This window comes from Pectobacterium parmentieri (assembly GCF_001742145.1).
Classification (GTDB): domain Bacteria; phylum Pseudomonadota; class Gammaproteobacteria; order Enterobacterales; family Enterobacteriaceae; genus Pectobacterium; species Pectobacterium parmentieri.
This window is the reverse complement of record NZ_CP015749.1, coordinates 2,888,734-2,913,599: the sequence shown is the minus strand read 5'-3', so window position 1 is coordinate 2,913,599 and position 24,866 is coordinate 2,888,734. Positions and strand designations below refer to the sequence as shown.

Genomic DNA, 24,866 nt, shown 5'->3' with positions numbered 1-24,866 from the left:
TCTAAAAAATTAGAATGTTTAGATAATTCCCTCTTTTTCTCTTACGCCTTCTTTTTACCAAATATGTCATCTTTTCCTCTCCTATCGCACGGCATACATTACAAGTCTGCGATAAAATTCTTATAACAGAAGGGGGCTCTTTTTTGATAGGGTATTTGGTGTATTGAAACTGATAGTGGATTAGGCGTGCGGAAAAAAACCTATGCAATGAGGTATGTTGCTGGCCAACCAGTTGAACGTATCTTCCCTCCCGGGGAAATGCATTATCCGGGGCAAGCGCTACCGACAGGCCCATTGTTGCTGGAGGGCGATGTTTTACGCGTAATGGTGTGGAACATTTTTAAGCAACAAAGAATGAACTGGCTTTCTGTATTACAGAATTTCGGTAAAGATACCCAGTTAGTTCTATTACAGGAAGCACAAAGTACGCCGGACCTTATCCGTTTTGCAACCACTCACTACCTTTCTGCCGATCAGGTTCCTGCCATTATCCTCCCACACCCGTCCGGTGTGATGACGCTATCAGCAGCCCAGCCAGTATATTGTTGTCCTTTACGTGAACGGGAGCCTTTACTGCGTTTGGCTAAGTCCTCTTTGGTGACGGTTTATGCGCTTCAGAATGGGCAGAGGCTGATGGTTATCAATATCCATGCGGTTAATTTTAGTTTTGGTGTAGAAGTCTATACCAAACAACTGGCAGCAATTGGGGAGCAACTCGTACATCATCAAGGGCCGGCTATTATGGCCGGAGATTTCAATGCATGGAGCCAGCAACGTATCAGTGCGCTTAATCGGTTTGCGGCGGGGATGCGGTTGCAGGAAGTCTGTTTTGTTGATGACCAGCGACGTAAGGCGTTTGGCCGGCCGTTGGATTTTGTTTTTTACCGTGAGCTGATCGTCAACCAGTCGTCTGTATTGGTGACTACGGCTTCAGATCATAATCCACTACTCGTTGAGTTTAGCCTGATTTAATGCCATAAAAAAACAGCCCTCTACATTTCTATAGGAGGGCTGAATCTCGTTGCTGATTCTGATATGACGTTAAGAATCAGGTTTTATGTTGCTGCTAACATAAAGCGTCAGACGATCGCCTGGCTGGATGTTGGCATTCTTATTGATAACCGTATTCCAGCGCATCACATCAGCGATATTTACGCCGTGGCGTTTAGCAATGCTTGCCAGTGAATCACCCTTCCTAACTTGGTAGGTGATAGAACTGCTATTACCTGATGCTTTGGCAACTTGCAATGTTTGACCAATCTTGAGCGCACCAGCACTACGTAGATTGTTCCAGCTCTGCAAATCTTTCGTGCTGACATTAAGCCGCGCTGCGATTGCCGATAAGGTATCACCTGAGCGCACCTTATACTGCTGTGATGCTGGCGTTGACTGTGTTTGTGCTAAGCGTGTTGGTTGAATCGCCGCGATGTCACCATCAGCGAGTGAGTCTTTCAACTGCTCAACATGAGCTTTAGGAACCATAATGTAATGTGGCCCATTGGGTGCGGTTACATTACGCTTATAGCCCGAGTTATAGCTCTTTAGCTTATTCAACGACAGGCCAGCCATCTCGGCGGCTTGAGTCAATTCTATCTGCTGCCCCAGTTCAACTTTGGCTAATGCCCTGCTTTCGTTGGGCTGTGGCAAACTCACGCCATACTTCTTGCTGTTTTTAAGAATATCGCTCAAGGCCAACATCTTAGGAACGTAAATGGACGTTTCACGCGGTAACGCCAATGCCCAAAAGCTGGTTGATTTCCCTTTTGCTTTATTTGCTTTCATCGCCTGCATGATTCGGCCTTCACCACTGTTGTATGCAGCAACCGTCAATAACCAGTCACCATCAAACATCGTGTTGAGCCGTTGCATCATATCCAGTGCAGCAGTCGTTGACGCAATTACGTCGCGACGCCCATCGTACCACTGGTTTTGTTTCAAGCCATAATTACGTCCTGTACCAGGGATAATCTGCCATAGCCCAGCGGCATTGGCGGATGATGTGGCACTTGGATCAAAAGCGCTCTCCACTATGGGTAGCAGTACCAGTTCCATCGGCATCTTACGTTGCTTAATCTGCTCGACTATCCAGTACATGTACGGCTCTGCCCGTAATGTTACATCGTGGAGATAGCTCTTATTTTTCAAATAACGCATTTTTTGCTCGCGGACCCGGGCGTTATCCGGAACCTCCATCTTCAGCTCGTCGCCAATGAAGTTCCACAGATCTCGTTGCGCGAGGCTATCGTCATCTAACCATCGCGCGGAGGCCTCTCGGCTATCTGTGTACTTTCCTGCTTCACTTTGACTTGCCGAAGACAAACTCTGTGCATGCTGTTTCGGTTGCGAGGTGTCATGTGGCGATACCTGACAACCGACTAGCAAGACTGAGGCGATGATTATCGCTTTAGCCTTCATATGTTGGTCAATAGTTGCTTAAAAGACGAGCAAGGATACGTTGATTAGAGGAATAGCACAACCTAAACCTTCAGAAGCTGTCTTTCTTGCTGCGTAGCAGTTCAAAAACTTGCCAATTCTCTATATTTTCAGGTTCTATTGATAATTTTCTTTTTAAATCAATTTCATGACAACGTAGAAAAAGATTAATTCTTCTCTCCAGCCCTAATGTTGTTGGCAAGCTAGACTGCGATTTTTCACGTATCTGGCTGATTTTATGGAGATAAGCTTCAATATTTGGATCTTCAGGCCACATAGTATTAGAAAACGTTAAGTTTGATAACGTATATTCATGAGCACAGCACACCACGGTATCATCAGGGAAATTCGATATTTTTTTAATTGATTCATACATTTGCATGGGATTTCCTTCAAGAATCCGGCCGCATCCTGCTGAAAATAGGGTATCACCGCAGAACAAAAATGGCGCATTATAGTAGGCAATATGACCTAATGTATGTCCTGGCACTTCAATTACAGAAAATTCCGAATTTAACAATGAGACGGTATTTCCCTCCTCGACGAGGTAGGTTGCGCCACATTTAGCGGTTTCTTTTGGCCCAAAAACGGGCAGATTAGGGTAATGTTTGAGGAGTTCGCTAACGCCTCCAACATGGTCGTTATGGTGGTGAGTGAGCAAGATTGCTTCGGGAAAAAGTGAGTGTTGATCGAGAGTATTAAGCACTGGGGTCGCTTCACCTGGATCGACGATCACACAGCGGTTTTCTTTATTACTCAATAACCAAATGTAGTTGTCCTTAAGTGCGGGGATACTGATAAGATTCATTCATCACCTCTTTTTCTAGTAGCCTGGGGACGAGAACAGAAGATGAAATCGGCACGAATTCCTCAGACCATTGTTGCTCCTGATTCATGGGATGATATCACCTGCGGGCAGTTTTATCGCGAGTCACTTGAGCTGGCTTTGTTGCCATGGTGGCCAAAACTCTTTGGTTTTCACCTTATCAAGATAGGGGCGCTGAGTGCAGAAATCCATGTAACAGAGTGCGCAATCGCGCATCAGGTTAACGTTGCCCCACACGGTGATAACCTTCACGTTGCGGCTGATGCCCATCAACTGCCTTTCTCTGAAAAGTCGATCGATGCCTGCTTACTTGCTCAAACGCTCTCTTATTCGTCAGACCCGCATCGTATTCTGCGGGAGGTTGATCGCGTCTTGGTCGATGACGGCTGGTTAATCCTGAGCACATTTAATCCCATCAGCTTGGTTGGCCTTGGCAAACTGATCCCTAGGCTCAATAAAAAGCATCCCTATTGCAGTCGCATGTTTACTCAAATGCGTATCACTGACTGGCTGGGGTTATTGAACTATGAGGTTATCCATCAGACTCATTTCCAGGTTACGCCATGGCGAAAAAATGAAGGGAAGTTGAATAAACATATTCCGATGCTGGGATGCCTGACGCTAATTATTGCCCGAAAGCGAACTATTCCACTAATGCTTACGCCGATGAGAGCGCGGTTGCGGAAAGCATCTGTGCGCCGCACTGTGGGCGCAACAAAGATATGTCGGAGATGAGGCAGACGCCTACGACGATTTACTCAGCCTGATAACCCGTGTCATCAAGCGTTGGTGCACTGGCGGCGGCGCGTGCGAGTTCGTCACAGCGCTCGTTTTCTGGGTGCCCTGCGTGCCCTTTTACCCATTCCCAACGCACGGAATGACGTTGAATCGCGGTATCCAACCTTTTCCAGAGATCGACATTTTTGACGGGCTTTTTGTCGGCGGTTTTCCAACCACGCTTTTTCCAGTTATGAATCCAACTGGTGATCCCTTGACGAACATATTGGCTATCTGTGCTGAGTACGACATCACAGTCAGTGGTCAGTGTTTCAAGTGCGGCAATCGCGGCCATTAACTCCATTCTGTTATTCGTCGTAAGACGATAGCCAGCACTTAACGCCTTTTCGTGCTGCTTGTAGCGCAAGAGGGCGCCATAACCGCCAGGGCCGGGATTACCGAGGCAAGATCCGTCGGTGAAAATTTCTACCTGTTTACGCATCTCTGGTAGACTCTCCCTTATGATAAAAACGGCAAGTCTGACATAAACGAAAACGATGAGCACTGAAATTACGCGACAAATCGTCCTGGATACAGAAACCACTGGTATGAATAAGCTGGGGGTTCACTACGAAGGACATAAAATTATCGAGATCGGTGCGGTCGAAGTGATTAACCGCCGACTGACTGGCCGTCATTTTCACGTCTACATCAAACCCGATCGTCTAGTGGATCCAGAGGCCTATAACATCCATGGTATCAGCGATGAGTTCCTTGCTGATAAACCGACGTATGCTGATATTGCAGATGATTTTCTCGATTTTATCCGTGGTGCGGAGTTGGTCATTCATAACGCGACGTTTGATATCGGCTTTATGGATTATGAGTTTCGATTGCTGAATCGGGATCTTCCCAAGACGGAGACGTTCTGTAAGATCACCGATAGCCTGTTTATGGCTCGAAAGATCTTCCCTGGTAAACGTAACAGCTTGGATGCGCTCTGCGATCGCTATTTGATAGACAACAGCAAGCGTACGTTGCACGGCGCATTGCTCGATGCCGAGATTCTGGCAGAAGTTTATCTGGCGATGACCGGCGGTCAAACGTCTCTGACTTTTTCGATGGACGGTGAAACACAGCAGCAGAATGAGAATAGTGAAACGATCCAAAGAATTGTCCGCCCACAATCGGCGCTAACGGTGCTTTATGCAGACGAGGTCGAGCTGCTAGCGCATGAACAACGCTTGGATCTGATTGCTAAAAAAGGGGGCAGTTGTCTGTGGCGGGCAGAATAACATTGCTGAAGTATCGCCCCTTGCATAGCAAAATAAGTAGGCTGGTGACGTCATGGGTGAGAGAATCGTCACTAAGCTGAAATTATAAGCAAACAGAAGCAGTTAGTTATAAAAAACATTGACGTAATAGTGTCATCATCTTAGTATTCATCCCGCTCAGTGAGCATGAGTGGAGCGGTAGTTCAGTTGGTTAGAATACCTGCCTGTCACGCAGGGGGTCGCGGGTTCGAGCCCCGTCCGTTCCGCCACTTATATGAAGGCCCTGAATCAGCAATGATTCAGGGTTTTTTCATTTCTGGCTCTTATAGAAAAAGAGCTGTAGAAAAATGGCCACCCAAAATGCGATGGCCGTTTTTTTAAAAATCCCAATCTTCGTCTTCGGTGTTGACGGCTTTACCGATCACGTAAGATGAACCAGAGCCAGAAAAGAAGTCGTGGTTCTCATCGGCATTTGGCGAGAGCGCCGAGAGGATTGCGGGATTTACATCCGTCATACTCGCGGGGAACAACGCTTCATAGCCTAGATTCATCAGCGCTTTGTTCGCGTTGTAATGAAGGAATTTCTTCACATCTTCCGTCCAACCTACGCCGTCATAGAGTTCTTGCGTATACAGTACTTCGTTATCGTATAAATCTTGTAGCAGGTCGTAAGCGAAGTTTTTCACCTGCTGCTGACGAGCGGGATCGGCCTTCGCGAGTCCTCTCTGGAATTTGTAGCCAATATAGTAGCCGTGTACCGCTTCGTCGCGGATGATGAGCCGGATCAAATCCGCCGTGTTGGTCAGCTTGGCGCGACTTGACCAGTACATCGGCAGGTAGAATCCAGAGTAAAACAGGAACGACTCCAGAAACACGCTGGCGACTTTTTTCATCAGCGGATCGTCACTACGGTAGTGCGACAGAATAATGTCGGACTTTTTCTGTAGTGCCGGGTTCTCTTCACTCCAGCGATAAGCATCATCCACTTCGCTAGTCAGACACAGCGTCGAAAAAATAGAGCTGTACGAGCGAGCGTGCACAGCTTCCATAAAGCTGATGTTAGACAGCACGGCTTCTTCATGCGGCGTCACCGCATCGGGCATTAACGTCGGCGCGCCCAGCGTATTTTGGATAGTATCCAGCAGCGTCAGACCGGTGAAAACACGGATCGTCAACTGACGCTCGCGGGGATTTAGCGTGCCCCACGATGGGATATCGTTAGAAAGCGGCACTTTTTCCGGTAGCCAGAAGTTAGACGTTAGCCGGTTCCAAACTTCCAGATCCTTGTCGTCTTCAATTTTGTTCCAGTTAATCGCCTGGACGCGAGTGAGTGCGGTCATGTTTCGATTTCCTTCCGCGATGGCTTATAGCGCACAGGACACACAGCCCTGAACTTCGGTGCCTTCCAGCGCCATCTGCCGTATGCGAATGTAATAAATAGTTTTAATGCCCTTGGTCCAGGCGTAGATCTGCGCTTTATTGATGTCACGCGTGGTGGCGGTATCGCGGAAAAACAGCGTCAGCGACAGCCCCTGATCGACGTGTTGCGTGGCAGCGGCGTAGGTATCGATGATCTTCTGTGGCCCGATCTCATAGGCATCCTGGTAATACTCCAGGTTGTCGTTATTCATGTAAGGAGCAGGGTAGTAGACGCGGCCAATCTTGCCCTCTTTACGAATTTCGATGCGTGACACAATCGGGTGGATGCTGGATGTCGAGTGATTGATATATGAAATCGAACCAGTCGGCGGAACGGCCTGCAAGTTCTGGTTATAAATACCGTGTGCAATGACGGATTCGCGTAGCGCCGCCCAGTCCTGCTGAGTAGGAATGTGGATGCCTGCCTGTTCAAACAGTTCACGTGCGCGAGTTGTTGTCGGTTCCCACTGCTGTTCGATGTATTTATCAAAATACTCGCCAGTGGCATATTTTGAGAGTTCAAAACCGGAGAAGCGCTGGTTACGCTCTATCGCTAGCGCATTCGATGCCCGAATCGCGTGGAAAGCAACGGTGTAGAAATAGATATTGGTGAAATCGACAGCTTCTTCTGTGCCGTAAAAGATACGCTCCTTCGCCAGGTAGCCATGCAGATTCATCTGGCCTAAACCAATGGCGTGCGATTCGTCGTTGCCTTTTTCGATAGATGGTACAGAACTGATGTGGCTCATATCGGAAACGGCGGTCAATGCCCGGATCGCCATTTCAACCGTCTGGCCGAAATCGGGTGAGGCCATCGCGTTGGCGATATTCATTGAACCGAGATTACAGGAGATGTCTTTGCCAATATGACGATAGCCGAGATCGTCGTCGTACAGGCTGGCGTCATTGACCTGCAAAATCTCAGAGCACAGGTTACTCATATTAATACGACCGTGAATCGGATTCGCGCGATTCACCGTATCCTCAAACATCATATAGGGATAACCCGATTCGAATTGGATCTCGGCGAGGATCTGGAAGAATTCGCGCGCCTTGATTTGGGATTTACGAATGCGCTTGTCGTTGACCATCTCGTGGTATTTTTCGGTCACGCTAATTTCCGAAAGCGGCATGCCATAAACCTGTTCGACATCATAGGGCGAGAACAGGTACATCACCTGGTTATTCTTCGCTAACTGGAACGTAATATCGGGAATGACCACGCCCAAAGACAGCGTTTTGATGCGGATTTTTTCATCGGCATTTTCCCGCTTAGTATCCAGAAAACGCAGAATATCTGGGTGGTGTGCATTGAGGTACACCGCGCCAGCGCCCTGACGTGCGCCTAGCTGGTTGGCATAGGAGAAAGCATCCTCCAACATTTTCATGATAGGAATAATGCCAGATGACTGATTCTCGATACGCTTGATTGGCGCACCGGTTTCACGGATGTTGCTGAGCATGAAGGCCACGCCACCGCCGCGTTTTGAAAGCTGAAGCGCGGAGTTAATCGCTCGACCAATTGACTCCATATTGTCTTCGATACGCAGCAGAAAACAGGAGACCAGTTCGCCGCGCTGTTTTTTACCACAGTTGAGGAACGTGGGCGTGGCGGGCTGGAAACGTCCGCTGATAATCTCGTCAACCAGCGCGCTAGCCAGCGCAGTGTCCCCTTTGGCGAGCGCTAGCGCCACGAGGCAGACGCGATCTTCGTAGCGCTCCAGATAGCGTTTGCCATCAAAGGTTTTCAGCGTATAGCCGGTGTAGTATTTGAACGCACCCAGAAAGGTTTGAAAGCGGAATTTGTGAGCGTAGGCCTGCTGGAAAAGGCTCTTGATGAAATCGAAGCTGTATTGATCCAACACGTCCGCTTCGTAGTAACCTTCTTCGACCAAATAACGCAGCTTTTCTTCCAGGTTGTGGAAGAACACGGTGTTCTGGTTCACATGCTGTAGGAAATAACGGCGCGCCGCGAGTTTATCCATCTCGAACTGGATATTTCCCTCGGCGTCGTAGAGGTTCAGCATGGCGTTCAGCGCATGGTAATCGAGCGAGTGGGCATCTGCGTCGGTCTTGGTTGCCTTTGCACTCACGTGGTCTGTTGTTGCCAAAATTCAGTTACTCCCTTACGCACATTTGCAACGTCTTCTGGCGTGCCGAGTAATTCAAAGCGATACAGGTAGGGCACCTGACATTTCTGCGCAATGATGTCACCGGCGATACAGTACGCTGCACCGAAATTGGTATTGCCTGCGGCAATCACGCCGCGCAGATAAGCGCGATTGTGCGGATCGTTGAGAAAGATGATGACCTGACGCGGCACAGCCCCTTTCGTGCTGCCTCCGCCGTAGCTAGGGACAACCAGAATATAGGGGCGATCAACTTTCAATGCAGGCTGTTCTGTCGCTATCGGAATTCTCAGGGCTGGTAAACCAACCCTGGAAATGAAGCGATGCGTGTTTTCCGACTGGCTGGAGAAATAGACCAGCGGGTTCATATTGCCTCCCTTACTGCAATGGCAGGGCGGCGTTCAGAGTACTGATCTTATCTGGGCGGAAGCCGCTCCAATGGTCATTGGCCGTCATCACGACAGGCACCTGCTGATAGCCCAACGCTCTTACCTGCTGTAACGCCTGTTCATCTTCAGTTAAGTCCACCAGTTGATAGTTAATTCCTTGCTTATCCAGCGCGCGGCATGTGGCGTTGCATTGAACACAATCTGGCTTAGTGAAAATAGTAATACGCATGATTCGTATTTACCCTTTGGCGTGAAAGAAGTATGTCGGAGCGGCTATCTTCAGGGTATGTGCACCCTAACCGATCCACTGGGTAGCAACCTGTTATGCGATAGCTACAGAAAGAATACTAGATGTAGGTATTTAAAATTTCAACCACACAAGATATATGATTTTTTGTTAGCCTTATACAAATTGCAGCCAACCCAGATGTGGCAAGGCTGTTGGAGAATGCAAGTAAAAAATGCAGAAAGAAATAAATGTGATGCGCATCATTTTTGACGAAATAGTGTGCGAAAAAAATGAAAAAAGCAGCGCCGCTACCTATGACTGTCGATTACAGGACGGGGAAATGTCTTTCTGGGACATGTTAGGGCCTCCTTCACGATAACCGCCATGAAAATTGGCACGCTACCATAGCCGACCCTTTTGTTGCTTGCGTGGTCAAATTTCAGTCAGTGCGGTAGCGGCGGAGGAGAATTACTGCGCGTAGGAGAGCAAACCGAGCGAGTTACGTGCCAGAGACTGACATTTTTTCGGGGTCGGGATTGCGATTTTACTGAGGTCGCGATAGCTGTCTTCACCCATCGCTGTCATGTCATAGGCGTTATAATTGCTGAGATCCCAGCGATTCTGCTGAGCAAATGCGACCAACGTTCGACGAACCTGTTCATTTGGCAGGTCTTGGTAGCCACAGTGGTTTTTCAGATAAACAAAGATCGCAGTCAGATCGGCCAGATCTTCCGCTTCAAATTCATTCAGCGCCTTGCTGGCGGAAGAGAAGCTCATCAGGCTTAGCAGGAGCAGAGCCAGCGCAGAGTTTTTCATGGTTGAACCTGTTCCAAATGTTGTCGGGTGACGTTATCACAGATATTACAGGGTTTTCCAAGCTTTCTTACGGGAAACATCTGATAGCCCCGTCATCCTTCAAGCTGCATGTAGGCTGGTTTTTCTTAAGTACGCATTCGCGGGTCAACGCGTTGTGTTGTTCAAAACGGTAACCTCTTGTCTTGCAACTCGAATTATTTCGGGGGGTGCAATAAAAAAGAGATCCGCGATGAGGGAAGTGTGGTTTTAATAACTAACTGAAACATATCATTTTTATTCAATTTTATTTCGATGGAAAAAGCCGTATCAGGTTAATCGCAGGATTAGAGCCTATTTATCGCTGTTTGATACGATGACGCCGCTGTCAGGCTCTGTTATTAATAACAGCGATCTTATCCAATACAGTTTTTATTCTATGATCTCCGGTGTCTGGCGCGTCAGTAGTTGGTTGTTGGCGGGACTGTTGCTGCTTCCTTTAGCGACGGTTTTTTATCAGGTTTTTTTTGCCGGCGGGATGGGGTTTGCTCAACTGTGGCAAATCGGGTTACCTACCTACCTGATGCATTCTGCGGTCATCGTGATTGGCACGCTTTTTTTCAGCTTGCTGTTTGGGTTGCCTTCAGCCTGGTTCATCGCCATGTACCGCTTTCCTGGCCACCGGGTGTTGCAATGGGCGCTTTGCCTGCCGCTCGCGATGCCTGCGTTCCTGCTTGCTTACCTTTATACCGATGCGTTACGGCATCTTTCCTCGCTGTTGCGGGAGGGTGGGCTACAGATAGCATCGTTGTGGGGAGAATCACACGCCGTTGAGCTATCTATTTCACTGGGCTGCGTGAGTCTGACGCTGGCGCTGGTGTTATACCCCTACATTTACCTGTTGGTGCGCGAAGCGCTGGTGAAACAGCCCGCCAGCCTTATCCATTCGGCTCGTTTACTGAACCAAACGCGTTCGCAGGTATTCCGCCGCTTATGTTTGCCGATTGCGCTACCCGCGATTGCCTGCGGTGGCGCGTTAGTGTTGGTCGAGACACTGGGCGATTATGGCGCGGCGTCTTATCTTGGTATTCCAACCATAACAACACAGGTGCTGGATATTTGGCAGGGGCAGGGAGATTTGGGGGCGGCCGCGCGTTTTGGTGTGTTGCTTCTGCCCGTGATCTTTCTCTTGATGTTTCTGATTAATCTCTGGCGTCGGAAGCAGAAAATTTATCAAGCTCAAGCAAATTCTTCTCTGATGGTTCCACCGGTGCTGGGTGGGTGGCGCAGCAAGGTAGCTCGCGGCTACTGCTGGGGAATTGTCTGTTTGTCATTCTTGTTTCCGCTGTTGTACCTCCTCTTTTTAGCTCTCCGACATATGATGTCGGTATGGGATATGGCATTTCTTCACGCGGCGACGAATAGCCTATTGGCGTCTTCCTCCGCGACCGTCATCATTACGCTAATGGCGCTGTCGTTTATCTTCTACACTCGCACGGCTGGCGTGTTTGCCAATCAGACGCCGGTGCGGCTGGTGAGCCTGAGTTTTGCCTTACCTGGCGCGGTACTGGCCGTCGGGTTGTTTACCTTGCTGTCGTTGGTGGATAGCGGGATTAATCGATTTGCCAGCGCTGTCGGGCTACTCACGGCAGATACCTGGCTGGCTGGCTCGTTGTTTAGCCTCGTTCTTGCGTATAGCGTTAAATTTGGGCGTTTGATGTTAGACAGTCTTGAGCGCAGCATGGACGCTATTCCGCGGTCACTGGACAGCGCGAGCCTCGTGCTGGGCGCTTCCCCTCTCAGCCGTTGGTCACGTGTTCATATACCGTTATTGCGCCGCAGCATGTTCATCGGTGCCTTGCTGATCTTCACGGAAAGTATGAAAGAGTTGAATGTTTCGCTGCTGCTGCGTCCTTTCGGGATTGATACGCTGGCAACCTATGTTTTTCGCTTTACGGCGAGTGAGCAGGTAGCGTCATTTGCCTTTCCTGCGCTGGTGTTGGTGGCGGTAGGGCTGATACCGGTTTTCTGGCTGAATCGCGCACTGAATATAAAAGGATAATCATATGGCCGCGTCGATAGATATTCTGAGCGTTCAGTCGGTAAGTTGTTCGTTGCAGCAGTCTCCTGTTTTGGAGAACATCTCATTTGCCGTGCGCGACGATGAAACGATCTGTCTGCTAGGCAGGAATAACTGCGGTAAAACGGCGCTATTACAGGTGATTGCGGGCCTGCTGCCGATTACTCAGGGCAAAATATTTTTGGAGGGAGAGCCTGTCAGTTCACCGCAGGAATACGTCTTGCCTGAACAGCGTCAGGTTGGGCTGATTTTTCAGGACTATGCACTTTTCCCGCATCTGACCGTTGAAGGCAACATTGCGTTTGGTTTATATGGCCGCCCGGAAAGTGAGGTGAAGCCAATTTGTGCGGAGATGCTGGCGCTTTTCCAACTGGATGAGGTCGCTGCGCGTTATCCACACGAGCTATCAAATGAACAGCAACAGCGTTTGGCCATAGCTCGCGCGCTGGCCTGTGAACCAAAATTATTGCTGCTGGACGAACCATTTCCCGGTTTGGACAGCCAGACCCGCTATCGTCTGATTACTGAGTTACGGCAGGTTCTCAAACAGCGTCATGTCGCGGCGGTGTTTGCTACGCACAGTCGGGAAGAAGCTTTTGCCTGCGCCGACCATCTGATTCTGCTGGATGAAGGGAAAATTATGCAGCAGGGCTATCCATCCGAGCTGTACCACCGCCCCAACAGCCGCTTTGTGGCTGATTTTATGGGGAATACGAACTATTTGCCTGTAAAGATGATGAGCGACCATCAATGGCAGAGTCCCTTGGGCGATCATCACGCAACACATCCACTCAATCAGCCGATCGACTCGCAGTGTGACTGGATGGTGCGTCCGGCTGATGTGGCGCTGGCGCTCGATCCTGATGGCCCGGCATTTATCGAAGATCGGCTGTTTATGGGCACATCAAACTTGTATCGGGTGAAATTGGGAGAACTGATGCTGTTGGTGCAGACCGGCAACTGGTTTGAGCCAGGACAGCAGGTACGTTTGAGCATTAAAACGGACCCTCCTGTTCTGTATCCTGCTTTGCCGGCCGTCAGCAATACGGCTGACGGCTCTGAAACGAAATGACTACGCGTCTGCGTGTAAATCTGATGCAGGCATGATCCAGGCGCTGTTGTGCTTTTCAAACCCGAGTTTCGGGTAGTAATCCACCGCCAGCGGTGCGGCCAGCAAAATGATTTTGCAGCCTTTTTCCAACTGCTGAGCGGTTTCCTGAATCAGCTTCTTTCCTATCCCGGCATGCTGACAGTCGTCTGACACTGCCAGATCGGATAGATAACAGCAAAAATGAAAATCTGTTACGCTGCGTGCAATCCCCACTAGTGTCTCCCCTCGCCATGCGGAAACCAGCAGATTGGCGTGCTTAAGCATACCTGCAATCGCTGTCTCATCATCCAGCGGGCGACGCGGCCCTAATGAGGTTTTCACTAATAACTCAACGAACTGCTGGCGGGAAAGTGGGGCGTTCACTTTGTAGCAAACATCCACAGGGGGTGTGCTCATGATGTCTCCTTCACGGTGTGGTTTCTGATATACTTCGCGCGCCTGGGCATGACCCAGGCTGATTGACATCAGCATTGGCGCATCATCGATAATGAGTCTGTCATTTTTCTGATGGTGCTGAATACCTTACTTCAAAGAGTTATCAGTATGATGAAACATACCGTGGAAGTCATGATTTCTGAGCAGGAAGTGATGGCGCGGGTTACCGAACTGGGGCAACAGATCAGCGAACACTACCGTGATAGCGGCAGCGATATGGTGCTGGTGGGGTTATTGCGCGGCTCGTTTATCTTTATGGCCGATTTATGCCGGACGATCGATGTTCCTCACGAAGTGGATTTCATGACGGCATCCAGCTATGGCAGCGGTATGAACAGTACGCGCGATGTTAAAATTCTGAAAGATCTGGATGAAGATATTCGCGGCAAAGATGTATTGATCGTTGAAGATATCATCGACTCAGGCAATACCCTGAGCAAAGTGCGGGAAATTCTACAACTGCGTGAGCCGAAATCGTTGGCTATCTGTACGCTGCTGGACAAACCAGAGCGCCGTGAAGTGGCAGTAAAAGTAGAGTGGGTTGGGTTCTCGATCCCTGATGAGTTCGTCGTGGGTTACGGCATCGACTATGCTCAGCACTATCGCCATTTACCTTACGTTGGTAAGGTTGTTCCGCAAGAATAGCAACCAAGATAAGGCCGATGCCGTGAGCGACGCCCAGCGAGTGGGCGTCAGGCTGCGAATCAAGACAGCGTGGAAATCGCGCGACGATAACGCTGTTCCAGCGTCTCTCGGTTGGTTGCAGTCACTTCCAGATCGCGCAGACGGCCATCCTGAATACCGTACACCCAACCGTGGATCGTGACTTTCTGTCCACGTTTCCATGCGGACTGCATGATGGTGGAGTGGCCGAGGTTATAAACCTGCTCGACAACATTGATTTCACATAGCGTATTCAGGCGCTGTTCGGGAGGCAATTCCCCCAGCAGCGAACTATGCTTGTACCACAAATCACGGATATGCAGCAGCCAGTTGTTAATCAAACCTAATTCCGGGTTTTCCACCGCCGCCTGAACACCGCCACAGCCGTAGTGGCCGCAGATGATGATGTGTTCGACTTCGAGAACTTCGACGGCATATTGCACGACAGACAGGCAGTTGAGGTCGGTGTGAATAACCAGATTTGCGACGTTGCGGTGAACAAACAGTTCACCTGGCTCAAGGCTGGTCAGACTTTCCGCAGGTACGCGACTGTCCGAGCATCCAATCCATAGAAAACGGGGACGTTGCGCCTGCGCCAGACGTTCAAAATAGCCAGGATCCTCTTCCACCATCGTTTTAGACCAAAGCTGGTTATTGGCGATGAGCGTTTCAATTTCTTTCATGAAAGTAAATGACCTGTGACAAACAAGGGGCAGTGGGGAGTAATATAAGGCAACATGCGTCGTTTGAAAAACGATAGTTTATCTCCATCATAACTTCGAATCTGTAGAACTCACTGATAATAAGGCAATCCATTTCTTATGACATATGCACTGGAACTGGCGCAACTAACCAAAACTTATTCGGGAGGCGTCAAGGCGTTACGGGGGATCGACCTGAACGTGGAAGCGGGGGATTTCTATGCACTGCTGGGGCCGAATGGCGCAGGAAAATCCACTACGATTGGGATTATCAGTTCGTTGGTGAACAAAACTGCCGGTAAAGTCCGCGTCTTTGGTTACGATCTTGAGCTGGATAAAGTGAATGCGAAACGCCAGTTAGGGCTGGTTCCGCAGGAATTTAACTTCAATCAGTTCGAGACGGTATTACAGATTGTGGTTAATCAGGCCGGCTACTACGGAGTGAAACGTCAGGATGCATTGCTACGTGCGGAAAAATACCTGAAACAGCTAGATCTGTGGGAGAAACGCAGCGAAAAAGCAATGATGTTGTCGGGGGGGATGAAACGCCGCCTGATGATTGCGCGTGCGCTAATGCACGAACCTAAGTTGCTGATTCTTGATGAACCGACCGCGGGCGTGGATATCGAACTACGTCGCTCCATGTGGGGCTTTTTAAAGGAGCTGAACGCGCAGGGCACCACGATTATCCTGACGACGCACTATCTGGAAGAAGCGGAAATGCTGTGCCGCAACATCGGGATCATTCAGCGGGGTGAGCTGGTGGAGAATACCTCGATGAAGCAGCTTCTTGCTCAACTGAAGTCTGAAACGTTTATTTTCGACCTGGCGGCAAGAAGCCCGCTACCACAGCTTGAAGGTTATGCGTTCCGCCTGATGGATACATCAACGCTGGAAGTGGATGTGATGCGCGAGCAAGGTTTGAACGCGTTATTCAGCCAGCTAAGCGCGCAGGGGATAACAATATTAAGTATGCGTAATAAAGCTAACCGGTTGGAAGAGCTGTTTGTCACGTTGGTTAATGGGGACGGCGTGAACGGTAAGGGAGAAAAAGCATGATGCGTTTGTATTGGGTGGCGCTACAGAGTATCTGGGTTAAAGAAGTGACCCGATTTGGCCGTATATGGATTCAGACGCTGGTGCCGCCAGTGATTACCATGACGTTGTACTTTATTATTTTCGGTAACCTGATTGGCTCACGAATTGGCGAAATGCACGGTTTTACCTACATGCAGTTTATCGTACCGGGTCTGATCATGATGGCGGTGATTACCAACGCCTATGCCAACGTCGCTTCTTCCTTTTTTAGCGCCAAGTTTCAACGCAATATTGAAGAGTTGCTGGTTGCGCCGGTGCCAACACACGTGATCATTGCGGGTTATATTGGCGGTGGGATCGCGCGCGGTGTGTGCGTAGGGGTTCTGGTCACTGCGGTGTCGTTGTTCTTCGTTCCGCTGCATGTACATGCCTGGTGGGTTATTGTTCTGACACTATTACTGACAGCAACGCTGTTCTCGCTGGCGGGATTACTGAATGCGGTGTTTGCGAAAACCTTTGATGATATCAGTCTGATTCCAACGTTTGTGTTGACGCCTCTGACCTATCTGGGCGGTGTGTTCTACTCATTGACGCTGTTGCCGCCTGTCTGGCAGGCCATTTCCAAACTGAACCCTGTGGTGTACATGATTAGCGGCTTTCGCTACGGCTTCCTCGGAATTCAGGATGTGCCGCTGCTGTTCACCATGTCGGTACTGATTGCCTTTATCGTGGTGTTTTATCTGCTGGTCTGGTGGCTGATTGAACGCGGACGTGGGCTGCGGACGTAGTGTATGAATGATAAGGCGGTGGTAACACCGCCTTTTGCTTATCGATAACGCGCGATCAGGCAACCTGAACAGGAATCGCTTTGGCCTGACGTTGCAGCTCATTCTCGCCAGAGAAATAGGCAACCTTAGGGTTGTGGCTCCTGGCTTGCTCGTCCGACATCTGCACGTAGGAACAGATAATCAACTTGTCGCCCACGCAGGCGCAGCGAGCGGCGGCGCCGTTCACAGAGATAATGCGTGAGCCTCTTTCGCCTGCAATGGCGTAGGTCGAGAAACGTTGGCCGTTATCAACGTTGTAGATATCAATCGCTTCGTATTCCAGAATGCCTGCGGCATCCATAAAATCCTGATCGATGGCGCAAGAGCCTTCATAATGCAAGTCAGCCTGAGTCACTTTGACCCGGTGCAGCTTGCCTTGCAGCATGGTACGTATCATCGCTTTGTTACCTCGGTTCATACAGTCAAATCGACCTGGTGGTTATCAATCAATCTGGCCTTGCCTAACCAGGCAGCCATCAAAATCACTGCACGCGTGCTGGCAGTGCTCAGCGGTTGTAGCGTATCAGCATCGCGGATAAACAGTTCATCAGGCGTAAAGCCTGCTTCGCGCAATTTTTCTGCCGTTTGTTCCAGCAAGGTATCGATCTGGCGATCGCCATTGTCCAACTGCGCTGAAAGCGTCATCATCAACTGATACAGTGTCGGTGCCAACTGGCGTTCTTCCGCACTAAGGTAGCCATTACGCGAACTCAATGCTAAACCGTCTTTTGCGCGCACGATAGGTACACCGACGATATCAATGTCATAGCCCATATCGCGAGCAAGCTGCCGAATCAGCGCTAACTGCTGGTAATCCTTCTCACCGAAGCAGGCTATATCCGGCTGTACCAGATTAAACAGCTTGCTAACGATGGTGGCTACGCCCCGGAAGTGACCAGGACGGCTGGCCCCTTCCAACATGGAGGACAGGCCGGGCACATCGACAAACGTTTGCGATTCCAGCCCATTTGGGTATATCACATCCGGGCTTGGTGCGAAAACCAGATCGGCACCACGGCGGTTCAATTTCTCGCAGTCTTCCTGCAACGTCCGTGGGTAGCGGGCTAAATCATCTGGCCGCTCAAACTGCATGGGATTGACAAAAACGCTGACAATAACGATATCGGCGCGTGCTTTGGCTTCATCGACCAGCGTCATGTGCCCGTCGTGCAAATTGCCCATAGTGGGCACCAAAGCAATGCGTTTCCCTTCCTGATGCCAGCGACGAACTTCGCGGCGCAGCAGCAGAGGGGTTTCGATTATTAACACACTCGTACTCCTAAAAAATATACCCGTCATACTTCAAGCTGCATGTGCGTTGGCTACGTTCAAATACTCGGCCCGTCGTGAGCCACGTCCTAAAGGGCCAACGCTTTGCGTTGTTCAAAACGCTAACGTTTTGTCCTGCAACTCGAATTATTTAGGGCATGAGTCCGATTAACGGAATGCTCTTTTTTTAATGAAATGAATGTTCTTCGGCTGGGTAGAGACCCTGTTCGACTTCCTGTGCATACAGGCGTGCCGCTGCGCGAATATCACCGCTTTGCGCCAGAAAGTTCTTGGCGAACTTAGGCGTGTTGTCGCCGGTTATGCCGAAGGCATCATGCATGACGAGAATCTGCCCGTCGGTAACGTTGCCTGCGCCAATGCCGATTACCGGAATTGACAGCGCGTCTGTTACGCGTTGAGCCAGCGCGACAGGCACGCATTCCAGCACAAGTAGTTGCGCGCCAGCGCCTTCTAGCGCGAGGGCATCAGCCAGCAACTGGTTGGCATCGGTTTCGCTGCGACCTTGAATTTTATAACCACCGAAGATATTAACGGACTGCGGCGTCAGGCCCAGATGACCGCAAACTGGCACCGCACGTTCAGTCAGCATTTTTACCGTTGGGGCAAGCCAGCTTCCACCTTCCAACTTGACCATATTCGCACCGGCACGCATCAGTTCTGCCGCCTGGCTAAATGTTTGTTCTGGCGTGGCATAGGTCATAAACGGCATATCGGAGAGAACCAGCGCGAGTGGTGCACCGCGTCGAACGCACTGCGTATGGTAGACGATATCGCGTGTGGTCACGGGCAAAGTGGAATCGTGCCCCTGCACGGTCATCCCCAGAGAGTCACCCACCAGCATCACACGAATGCCTTGTTCAAAAAATAAACGAGAAAAGCTGGCGTCGTAAGCCGTTATCGTAGCGAATTTTCGCTGCTCTTGTTTCCATTGGCGCAAGTGGGAGATAGTCGTCGGTTTCATGACGGTCTTCCTATGTCAATAGGACGAAGAATTGAGGGGAACATTCTAATGTAAGCCGACGTGTAGCGATATACCCGCCATGCTTCAATCTGCTTGTCTGTTGGCGTTATTGTAGCTCAGATGGGATTGTTGTCGTTCCACAATGTCAGACCGTTGCGATCGACATGGGTTAGCCGTTGCACGAGCGTTTCGCCGTCAGGGAATGTCAGCTCAGGGGCAATTTCCGCGAGCGGGTAGAGCATGAATTCACGATTCTTCATATCGTAATGCGGCACTGTCAGACGTTCCGTCTGGATTGTGGCATCAGCGAACAGCAGGATGTCCAGATCCAACGTGCGCGGGCCCCAGCGGTGCGCTTTACGTTCGCGGCCTTGTTCCAGCTCAATAGCCTGTGTGCAATCAAGCAATGACTCGGCGGCTAATGCAGTTTCCAGTTCAACGACGGCATTAAGATAATCCGGCTGATCCTGTGGGCCGAGCGGGCGGCTACGATAAAACGAGGAGCAGCGAATGACGCGAGTCTGTGGGATCGCATCCAGCGCAGCCAGTGCGGCGCGTACCTGTTGCAAAGGCTGGGCAAGATTGCTGCCCAGCGCCAGATACACGCGTGCCATCAGGCTTGATCCCTGCGTGCTGTTGTAGGTTTACGTGGACGACGAGGGCGGGAGCGACGATGTGGTGTTGGGCCGTCATCCAGCGATCTCAGCATGGTTTGTTGGCGTGGCGGTGTTGCAACCTGGAATTCTCCCCACCACTGAGCCAGACGCAGCAGCTCCTGATGATTTTCAATTTCGGCACGCAGGCAAAGCAGATCATACGCAGCGCGGAATTTAGGATGTTCCATTAGCTTATAAGCACGCTTACCCTGACGACGAGACAGGCGCGTTTGCAGTTGCCAGATATCGCGGACTAACGAGGTAATACGCTTAGGGATCGCCAGAGAACGGCACTGTTCGTCCAGTACATCGTTCATTGCCAGCGCAAATGCATCGAAGTAGGCCAGACCGCTTTCCTGAGCCAGCTTTTGCGCATGTTCAATCAGCGGATACCACAGCATGGCAGAGAACAAAAATGCCGGATTTACCCGCATGTCGTTCTGCAAACGTTGATCGGTGTTTTTCAACACTTGAGCAACCATGCGTTCCAATGTGGAATCGCCGTTTGGTGTGAAATGACGGCTCAGCAGCGGAAAAAGCGGCTGGAACAGTTGGTATTCACACAGCATTTTATAGGTTGGATAGCCATAGCCTGACTGAAGCAGCTTCAGCGATTCTTCAAACATCCGCGCGGCGGGAATATCGTGCAGCAATGAGGCCAGACGAGGAATCGGTTCGGCGGTTTCCGGGCTGACGGTCATGTTCAACTTGGCGGCGAAACGAACGGCACGCAGCATGCGCACGGGATCTTCTCGGTAGCGCGTTTCAGGATCGCCGATCATGCGAATGACACCCTGACGCAGATCGTTCAGGCCATTGGTATAATCGCGAACACTGAAATCAGAAATGCTGTAGTAGAGGCTATTGATCGAGAAATCACGGCGTTGGGCGTCTTCTTCTACCGAACCAAAAATGTTATCGCGCAACAGCATGCCGCTTTGAGCCTGCTGAGAAGAGTTTTTGACTTCTTGCTGCTCCTGATGCTGATCGTGGTGACCACGGAACGTGGCAACTTCAATCACCTCTGGCCCGAACATGATATGTGCGAGACGGAAACGACGCCCAACTAAACGACAGTTGCGGAACAACTTGCGCACCTGATCGGGCGTGGCGTTAGTGGTGATATCAAAATCCTTCGGCTTTTTGCCCAGCAGCAGATCGCGTACTCCGCCGCCAACCAGATAAGCTTCGTAGCCCGCTTTATTCAGGCGATAAAGTACTTTCAGCGCATTATCGCTGATGTCACTGCGTGAAATAGTATGTTGGTCACGCGGGATCACCGTCAGATGCTGACGTGGTTCCTCTGATTCGACCATTTCGTTCTCACGATTCAGTACTTTACGACAAAAATTAGCAACTCGGGAAAAGATAATACACCTCGATAGTGATGGATAAATCAACAGCACAGCATTGGCGTCGCCCCCCAAAGGGGCGGCTAAGGATGGCGCGCCACGAAAAATAGCGGCTAATCATAGCTCACCAATGCCCCTTTGAGAATGCTGATGTGATCGCGGACGCGTTTATTGCCGCCTGTAACGGGACGGTATCCAAGGACCAGTGCGCGACAGACCATGCCAGAAGCGCGGAAAGCGTCATATCCTGGCCGTTTTCTGGCAGCGGTTGATGCAAAAATTGCAGTGCGGCAAGCAGCACTGGACGCGGATCGCCGTTCGGTAGTGAGGGGGCGTGATTTTGTTTGGAAAGCTTATTTCCCTCGGTATTCAGCACCAGCGGCAGATGAACATAGGTGGGGAGCGTGTAACCCAACTGGTGATAGAGTGAGATCTGCCGAACGGTAGGCTCAATAAGATCGGCACCGCGCACGATCTCGGTAATACCCTGATCGTGATCGTCGATCACCACGGCCAGATTATAGGCAAATAGCCCGTCGCGGCGGTGGATAATAAAATCTTCCTGAGCGAGCGCGTGATCGGCATACAGATCGCCACGCAATCTATCGTAAAAGTGCAATACCGGTGTCGTCTGGCGTAGGCGTAATGCGGCGTTGTCGGCGGGCAGGTTGCGCGTTCGGCAATACCCATCATAGTGCCCACCTAGCTGCTGAATACGGCTACGCGTACAGGTGCAGTAATAGCTCATTCCCTGCTGTTGTAGCTGCTGAAGAATTTCACGGTAACGTGTATGCCGCTGTGACTGGTAAACCACATCACCGTCCCAGTGCAAACCGTAGTGTTCTAACTGCGCGAGTATGCGAGAGGCTGCACCGGGAATTTCCCGTGGGGGATCGATGTCTTCAATGCGTACCAACCACTGCCCTTGTTGAGAACGGGCCTGAAGATAACTACCCAGCGCGGCGATCAGTGAGCCAAAATGCAGGTCACCAGAGGGGGAAGGGGCAAAACGCCCGATATAACGATGAGTTTCGGTAAAATGATTAATTTGGGTAAAACTATTAGTTTGGGTAAAACAATCGGTTCCAGACATAATAGGTTGGTGCTATCTCGTCAGCATTTTATTCAGACAGAAGATAGAGTGATGAATATCATTCATCAGCGGTAAATTATCCGAAGACGGCCCCTGCGAGTGGCAGGAGCCGATTTTGGACAGGATAATTATCCTGCCATTTGCTTTTCGCGTATTTCTGCCAGCGTTTTGCAGTCGATACACAGATCGGCAGTCGGACGAGCTTCCAGACGGCGGATGCCAATCTCGACGCCACAGGATTCACAGAATCCGAAATCCTCATCTTCGATTTTCACCAGGGTTTTGGCGATTTTCTTGATCAGCTTACGCTCACGGTCACGGTTACGCAGTTCGAGACTGAACTCTTCTTCCTGCGCCGCGCGATCCACGGGATCGGGAAAATTGGCGGCTTCATCGCGCATGTGCGATACAGTCCGATCTACCTCATCCATGAGTTGGTTGCGCCATGCTTCAAGAATACGCTTGAAATGAGCCAACTGAGCGTCGTTCATATACTCTTCGCCCGGCTTCTCTTGGTACGGCTCTACTCCGGCAATTGCGAGAATGCTCAGAGAAGATGTCTTACGATTTTGCCCTTCTTGCATGTTGCTTCTCCTACATAACACGACACGCATAATACCCTTTTATGCAGTGAAGTTGCGGCGTTGTTGACCAGAACTTCAGCTATCTGGGTATATCGGCCCCCAAAGGGGGAAAAAACAGGCCGCTATAAATAGCAGATGAAGATGGGGTTGGCAATGCTTCCTGACACCGGCCTGATAAAGTGTGAGGAACAACCTGCTTGTACCCGTCATACTTCAAGTTGCATGTTCGTTGGCTTCGTTCACTCACCCGAATCACTTACCTCTGTAAGCTCATCGGGACTCCTTCCCTTGCCGCCTTCCTGAAACTCGAATTATTTAGGGTATACATTAAATAATAAACAATGTGTTACGCCTTTGGTGGTACGTTCGGCGTGTTATGCAATGCTTGTGTTTTATCCCAACAACGGTAGCTTGTGCGTCAATTTAATACCGTCAGGGCATAATGTGGAGCCGTAACATAAAATTTCAACCCCTGCCTGCTGTGCTTCGATAAATAATTCTGCATAGCGTGAATCAATATGCCGGGCAGGAGAAACCTGCTGGATCCCTGAATGAAGAACGGCGAAAAAAAGGACGGCACGTTTTCCATTGGAAACCATCTGTTGCAGTTCACGCAGATGCTTTTGCCCTCTGAGTGTAACCGCATCGGGAAAGTAACCACATTCATGTTGCAATAATGTGACGGATTTCACCTCAATATAGCAGTCAATCTTATCTGTCGCCTGTAAAAGCAGGTCGATTCGGCTGTTTTCCGTACCGTATTTTACTTCCGTTTTTATGTCCGAGTAGCCCGCCAGCTCTTCTATGCGATTTTCTAATAAGGCTTCGTACAATAATGTGTTGGCACGCAGAGTATTGACACAAATCCAGTGATTTTGTTGCGTTTCAGTCAGTTCCCAACTTTGCGGATACTTACGTTTAGGGTTATCGGACGTTGAATACCAGACGGTATCACCGGGGGTCGCACAGCCTGTCATTGCACCAGTGTTGGCGCAGTGCAGCGTGAGCGTTTCGCCCTCTGGCGTCACGACATCGGCCAAAAAGCGTTTGTACCGTTTAATCAACCGGGCGGGCTGTAAACGTGGGGTATAGTCCATAGGTATCCTGTTTTATTCGTTTATACCCGTCATACTTCAAGCTGCTTGTGCGTTGGCAATACTCGGCTCAGTTCTGAGCCTTGCCCTAAAGGGTCAACGCAGGGCGCTGTTCAAAACGCTAACGTTTTGTCATGCAACTCGAATTATTTAGGGTATATCTAACTATTCTCTTATTTAATAAATGGCCAACTTTCCAGCTTTTGATAGCGTGTTTTACCGTTATCGAAAAGAGACTGATAAAGGGAAAAGTGCGTCATGTCGTCCTGCCAACTGAACGTCGCGGGGGGAATCGCCACGGGACGAGTGGCACCGCGCAATAGCGTTATGTGTGGATGAAAAGGCAATGCCGTTTGATAGCAGCCGTTGCGTGCAGCCTGAGAGCGTAACAGTTCCGCGAGCTGTAGCAATCCGCGCGGCGCGCGGCGGCAGCCCAGCCAGACAACGCCAGGACGTGGCCAGTGTCCAGCATCATTCAGTGTGAGGGTAAACGCGGGCTGGCGGATACGGCCTGCTAAGGTCTGTAAGACCTGCGCCTTTTGCTCACTCACATCGCCTAAAAACGCCAGCGTCAGATGAAGATTGGCTGCGGCGATTGGACGGCCAGCATCCAGAGGAAAGTGTTCGGCACGCCAGCGGATAATCTCTTGCTGTGTGGATTCCGGCAGTGATAAGGCAAAAAACAGGCGGCGGGTGGGTGGCATGGTGCTCTCTCTTGTTCTGATTCCATCCGATGCTACATTCATCCAGATGCTACAATGCTCGCCGCTGAA

27 protein-coding genes and 1 tRNA gene are annotated in these 24,866 nt (G+C 50.2%); 9 read left to right on the top strand and 19 right to left on the bottom strand.

What is annotated here, in order from left to right; all coding sequences use genetic code 11:
- The first annotated feature begins 186 nt into the window (after nt 1–186).
- The gene (locus A8F97_RS13210; RefSeq protein ID WP_012822842.1) at nt 187–972 is read left to right on the top strand and encodes an endonuclease/exonuclease/phosphatase family protein; all 786 of its coding nucleotides are present in this window, start codon (nt 187–189) and stop codon (nt 970–972) included.
- Between the two features lie 69 nt (nt 973–1,041).
- Here the strand turns inward: A8F97_RS13210 and mltD are convergent, their stop codons facing one another.
- Both mltD and gloB read right to left on the bottom strand, forming a co-directional pair.
- Nucleotides 1,042–2,415 (bottom strand): murein transglycosylase D, encoded by a 1,374-nt coding sequence (mltD, locus tag A8F97_RS13205; protein WP_012822843.1) that lies wholly within the window; start codon nt 2,413–2,415, stop codon nt 1,042–1,044.
- Between the two features lie 70 nt (nt 2,416–2,485).
- A complete protein-coding gene (gene gloB / locus A8F97_RS13200; protein ID WP_033071004.1) occupies nt 2,486–3,241 on the bottom strand; it encodes a hydroxyacylglutathione hydrolase in 756 nt (251 codons plus the stop codon).
- A gap of 42 nt (nt 3,242–3,283) precedes the next feature.
- Between gloB and A8F97_RS13195 the strand changes: the two genes are divergently transcribed.
- Complete coding sequence (locus tag A8F97_RS13195) at nt 3,284–3,994, top strand: class I SAM-dependent methyltransferase (protein WP_033071005.1); 711 nt, start codon at nt 3,284–3,286, stop codon at nt 3,992–3,994.
- 19 nt (nt 3,995–4,013) lie between these two features.
- Here A8F97_RS13195 and rnhA read toward each other — a convergent pair whose 3' ends face one another.
- Nucleotides 4,014–4,580 carry a ribonuclease HI gene (gene rnhA / locus A8F97_RS13190; RefSeq protein WP_161786650.1) on the bottom strand — a complete coding sequence of 189 codons (567 nt, stop codon included), beginning with the start codon at nt 4,578–4,580 and terminating at the stop codon, nt 4,014–4,016.
- On the opposite strand from rnhA, the gene dnaQ reads away from it, so the two are divergent.
- Nucleotides 4,534–5,271, top strand: a complete 738-nt coding sequence (dnaQ, locus tag A8F97_RS13185) for a DNA polymerase III subunit epsilon (RefSeq protein ID WP_012822847.1) — start codon at nt 4,534–4,536, stop codon at nt 5,269–5,271. The two genes, rnhA and dnaQ, sit on opposite strands and share 47 nt — an antisense overlap.
- Before the next feature lie 171 nt (nt 5,272–5,442).
- Nucleotides 5,443–5,519: transfer RNA gene (locus A8F97_RS13180), tRNA-Asp, on the top strand.
- Nucleotides 5,520–5,627: 108 nt separating this feature from the next.
- On the opposite strand, the gene nrdF is transcribed toward A8F97_RS13180, so the two are convergent.
- The 5 genes from nrdF to A8F97_RS13155 form a co-directional block, all read right to left on the bottom strand.
- Nucleotides 5,628–6,590 carry a class 1b ribonucleoside-diphosphate reductase subunit beta gene (gene nrdF / locus A8F97_RS13175; RefSeq protein WP_012822848.1) on the bottom strand — a complete coding sequence of 321 codons (963 nt, stop codon included), beginning with the start codon at nt 6,588–6,590 and terminating at the stop codon, nt 5,628–5,630.
- Nucleotides 6,591–6,614: 24 nt separating this feature from the next.
- On the bottom strand, nt 6,615–8,780 hold the full coding sequence (gene nrdE / locus A8F97_RS13170; RefSeq protein ID WP_012822849.1) for a class 1b ribonucleoside-diphosphate reductase subunit alpha: 2,166 nt from the start codon (nt 8,778–8,780) through the stop codon (nt 6,615–6,617).
- Nucleotides 8,759–9,166 (bottom strand): class Ib ribonucleoside-diphosphate reductase assembly flavoprotein NrdI, encoded by a 408-nt coding sequence (gene nrdI / locus A8F97_RS13165; RefSeq protein WP_005968995.1) that lies wholly within the window; start codon nt 9,164–9,166, stop codon nt 8,759–8,761. The genes nrdE and nrdI overlap by 22 nt, the downstream gene beginning before the upstream one ends.
- A 10-nt stretch (nt 9,167–9,176) precedes the next feature.
- Complete coding sequence (nrdH, locus tag A8F97_RS13160; RefSeq protein WP_005968997.1) at nt 9,177–9,416, bottom strand: glutaredoxin-like protein NrdH; 240 nt, start codon at nt 9,414–9,416, stop codon at nt 9,177–9,179.
- 468 nt (nt 9,417–9,884) lie between these two features.
- Nucleotides 9,885–10,232 (bottom strand): YacC family pilotin-like protein, encoded by a 348-nt coding sequence (locus tag A8F97_RS13155; protein ID WP_012822851.1) that lies wholly within the window; start codon nt 10,230–10,232, stop codon nt 9,885–9,887.
- 352 nt (nt 10,233–10,584) lie between these two features.
- On the opposite strand from A8F97_RS13155, the gene A8F97_RS13150 reads away from it, so the two are divergent.
- Together A8F97_RS13150 and A8F97_RS13145 are read left to right on the top strand one after the other, a co-directional pair.
- Nucleotides 10,585–12,270, top strand: a complete 1,686-nt coding sequence (locus A8F97_RS13150; RefSeq protein WP_050512618.1) for an ABC transporter permease — start codon at nt 10,585–10,587, stop codon at nt 12,268–12,270.
- Nucleotides 12,271–12,274: 4 nt separating this feature from the next.
- Nucleotides 12,275–13,360 (top strand): ABC transporter ATP-binding protein, encoded by a 1,086-nt coding sequence (locus A8F97_RS13145; RefSeq protein ID WP_012822853.1) that lies wholly within the window; start codon nt 12,275–12,277, stop codon nt 13,358–13,360.
- Here the strand turns inward: A8F97_RS13145 and A8F97_RS13140 are convergent, their stop codons facing one another.
- Entirely contained in the window at nt 13,361–13,795 is a 435-nt protein-coding gene (locus tag A8F97_RS13140) for a GNAT family N-acetyltransferase (protein ID WP_033071955.1), read from the bottom strand.
- Between the two features lie 147 nt (nt 13,796–13,942).
- Between A8F97_RS13140 and hpt the strand changes: the two genes are divergently transcribed.
- On the top strand, nt 13,943–14,479 hold the full coding sequence (gene hpt / locus A8F97_RS13135) for a hypoxanthine phosphoribosyltransferase (protein WP_012822855.1): 537 nt from the start codon (nt 13,943–13,945) through the stop codon (nt 14,477–14,479).
- Nucleotides 14,480–14,538: 59 nt separating this feature from the next.
- On the opposite strand, the gene can is transcribed toward hpt, so the two are convergent.
- Nucleotides 14,539–15,180 (bottom strand): carbonate dehydratase, encoded by a 642-nt coding sequence (gene can, locus A8F97_RS13130; RefSeq protein ID WP_005969011.1) that lies wholly within the window; start codon nt 15,178–15,180, stop codon nt 14,539–14,541.
- Between the two features lie 138 nt (nt 15,181–15,318).
- Here can and A8F97_RS13125 point away from each other — a divergent pair, with 138 nt between their 5' ends.
- Nucleotides 15,319–16,257: an ABC transporter ATP-binding protein gene (locus tag A8F97_RS13125; RefSeq protein ID WP_033071006.1), complete on the top strand. Its 939-nt coding sequence runs from the start codon at nt 15,319–15,321 to the stop codon at nt 16,255–16,257.
- A complete protein-coding gene (locus tag A8F97_RS13120; RefSeq protein WP_012822857.1) occupies nt 16,254–17,024 on the top strand; it encodes an ABC transporter permease in 771 nt (256 codons plus the stop codon). The genes A8F97_RS13125 and A8F97_RS13120 overlap by 4 nt, the downstream gene beginning before the upstream one ends.
- Nucleotides 17,025–17,079: 55 nt before the next feature.
- Here A8F97_RS13120 and panD read toward each other — a convergent pair whose 3' ends face one another.
- From panD to thpR, 9 genes are all read right to left on the bottom strand, one after another.
- Nucleotides 17,080–17,460 (bottom strand): aspartate 1-decarboxylase, encoded by a 381-nt coding sequence (gene panD / locus A8F97_RS13115; protein ID WP_012822858.1) that lies wholly within the window; start codon nt 17,458–17,460, stop codon nt 17,080–17,082.
- Between the two features lie 17 nt (nt 17,461–17,477).
- Nucleotides 17,478–18,332: a pantoate--beta-alanine ligase gene (gene panC, locus A8F97_RS13110; RefSeq protein WP_012822859.1), complete on the bottom strand. Its 855-nt coding sequence runs from the start codon at nt 18,330–18,332 to the stop codon at nt 17,478–17,480.
- Nucleotides 18,333–18,519: 187 nt separating this feature from the next.
- The gene (panB, locus tag A8F97_RS13105) at nt 18,520–19,314 is read right to left on the bottom strand and encodes a 3-methyl-2-oxobutanoate hydroxymethyltransferase (protein WP_012822860.1); all 795 of its coding nucleotides are present in this window, start codon (nt 19,312–19,314) and stop codon (nt 18,520–18,522) included.
- Nucleotides 19,315–19,430: 116 nt separating this feature from the next.
- Entirely contained in the window at nt 19,431–19,928 is a 498-nt protein-coding gene (gene folK, locus A8F97_RS13100; RefSeq protein ID WP_012822861.1) for a 2-amino-4-hydroxy-6-hydroxymethyldihydropteridine diphosphokinase, read from the bottom strand.
- Complete coding sequence (pcnB, locus tag A8F97_RS13095) at nt 19,928–21,340, bottom strand: polynucleotide adenylyltransferase PcnB (protein WP_102990936.1); 1,413 nt, start codon at nt 21,338–21,340, stop codon at nt 19,928–19,930. Before pcnB ends, folK begins: the two co-directional genes overlap by 1 nt.
- A gap of 106 nt (nt 21,341–21,446) precedes the next feature.
- Nucleotides 21,447–22,415 carry a tRNA glutamyl-Q(34) synthetase GluQRS gene (gluQRS, locus tag A8F97_RS13090; RefSeq protein WP_025920212.1) on the bottom strand — a complete coding sequence of 323 codons (969 nt, stop codon included), beginning with the start codon at nt 22,413–22,415 and terminating at the stop codon, nt 21,447–21,449.
- Between the two features lie 128 nt (nt 22,416–22,543).
- Nucleotides 22,544–22,999, bottom strand: coding sequence for an RNA polymerase-binding protein DksA (gene dksA, locus A8F97_RS13085; RefSeq protein WP_005969032.1), 456 nt, complete (start codon nt 22,997–22,999; stop codon nt 22,544–22,546).
- Between the two features lie 392 nt (nt 23,000–23,391).
- The gene (gene sfsA, locus A8F97_RS13080) at nt 23,392–24,096 is read right to left on the bottom strand and encodes a DNA/RNA nuclease SfsA (RefSeq protein ID WP_033071007.1); all 705 of its coding nucleotides are present in this window, start codon (nt 24,094–24,096) and stop codon (nt 23,392–23,394) included.
- Nucleotides 24,097–24,266: 170 nt separating this feature from the next.
- Nucleotides 24,267–24,797: an RNA 2',3'-cyclic phosphodiesterase gene (gene thpR, locus A8F97_RS13075; RefSeq protein ID WP_033071008.1), complete on the bottom strand. Its 531-nt coding sequence runs from the start codon at nt 24,795–24,797 to the stop codon at nt 24,267–24,269.
- Nucleotides 24,798–24,866: the final 69 nt, after the last annotated feature.

Excerpts from the sequence above, each read along its gene's own strand:
- mltD (WP_012822843.1), bottom strand. The coding sequence starts at position 2,415 with ATGAAGGCTAAAGCGATAATCATCGCCTCAGTCTTGCTAGTCGGTTGT.
- gloB (WP_033071004.1), bottom strand. The coding sequence starts at position 3,241 with ATGAATCTTATCAGTATCCCCGCACTTAAGGACAACTACATTTGGTTA.
- A8F97_RS13195 (WP_033071005.1), top strand. The coding sequence starts at position 3,284 with ATGAAATCGGCACGAATTCCTCAGACCATTGTTGCTCCTGATTCATGG.
- dnaQ (WP_012822847.1), top strand. The coding sequence starts at position 4,534 with ATGAGCACTGAAATTACGCGACAAATCGTCCTGGATACAGAAACCACT.
- nrdF (WP_012822848.1), bottom strand. The coding sequence starts at position 6,590 with ATGACCGCACTCACTCGCGTCCAGGCGATTAACTGGAACAAAATTGAA.
- nrdI (WP_005968995.1), bottom strand. The coding sequence starts at position 9,166 with ATGAACCCGCTGGTCTATTTCTCCAGCCAGTCGGAAAACACGCATCGC.
- nrdH (WP_005968997.1), bottom strand. The coding sequence starts at position 9,416 with ATGCGTATTACTATTTTCACTAAGCCAGATTGTGTTCAATGCAACGCC.
- A8F97_RS13155 (WP_012822851.1), bottom strand. The coding sequence starts at position 10,232 with ATGAAAAACTCTGCGCTGGCTCTGCTCCTGCTAAGCCTGATGAGCTTC.
- A8F97_RS13150 (WP_050512618.1), top strand. The coding sequence starts at position 10,585 with ATGACGCCGCTGTCAGGCTCTGTTATTAATAACAGCGATCTTATCCAA.
- A8F97_RS13145 (WP_012822853.1), top strand. The coding sequence starts at position 12,275 with ATGGCCGCGTCGATAGATATTCTGAGCGTTCAGTCGGTAAGTTGTTCG.
- A8F97_RS13140 (WP_033071955.1), bottom strand. The coding sequence starts at position 13,795 with ATGAGCACACCCCCTGTGGATGTTTGCTACAAAGTGAACGCCCCACTT.
- hpt (WP_012822855.1), top strand. The coding sequence starts at position 13,943 with ATGATGAAACATACCGTGGAAGTCATGATTTCTGAGCAGGAAGTGATG.
- can (WP_005969011.1), bottom strand. The coding sequence starts at position 15,180 with ATGAAAGAAATTGAAACGCTCATCGCCAATAACCAGCTTTGGTCTAAA.
- A8F97_RS13125 (WP_033071006.1), top strand. The coding sequence starts at position 15,319 with ATGACATATGCACTGGAACTGGCGCAACTAACCAAAACTTATTCGGGA.
- A8F97_RS13120 (WP_012822857.1), top strand. The coding sequence starts at position 16,254 with ATGATGCGTTTGTATTGGGTGGCGCTACAGAGTATCTGGGTTAAAGAA.
- panD (WP_012822858.1), bottom strand. The coding sequence starts at position 17,460 with ATGATACGTACCATGCTGCAAGGCAAGCTGCACCGGGTCAAAGTGACT.
- panB (WP_012822860.1), bottom strand. The coding sequence starts at position 19,314 with ATGAAACCGACGACTATCTCCCACTTGCGCCAATGGAAACAAGAGCAG.
- folK (WP_012822861.1), bottom strand. The coding sequence starts at position 19,928 with ATGGCACGCGTGTATCTGGCGCTGGGCAGCAATCTTGCCCAGCCTTTG.
- gluQRS (WP_025920212.1), bottom strand. The coding sequence starts at position 22,415 with ATGTCTGGAACCGATTGTTTTACCCAAACTAATAGTTTTACCCAAATT.
- dksA (WP_005969032.1), bottom strand. The coding sequence starts at position 22,999 with ATGCAAGAAGGGCAAAATCGTAAGACATCTTCTCTGAGCATTCTCGCA.
- sfsA (WP_033071007.1), bottom strand. The coding sequence starts at position 24,096 with ATGGACTATACCCCACGTTTACAGCCCGCCCGGTTGATTAAACGGTAC.
- thpR (WP_033071008.1), bottom strand. The coding sequence starts at position 24,797 with ATGCCACCCACCCGCCGCCTGTTTTTTGCCTTATCACTGCCGGAATCC.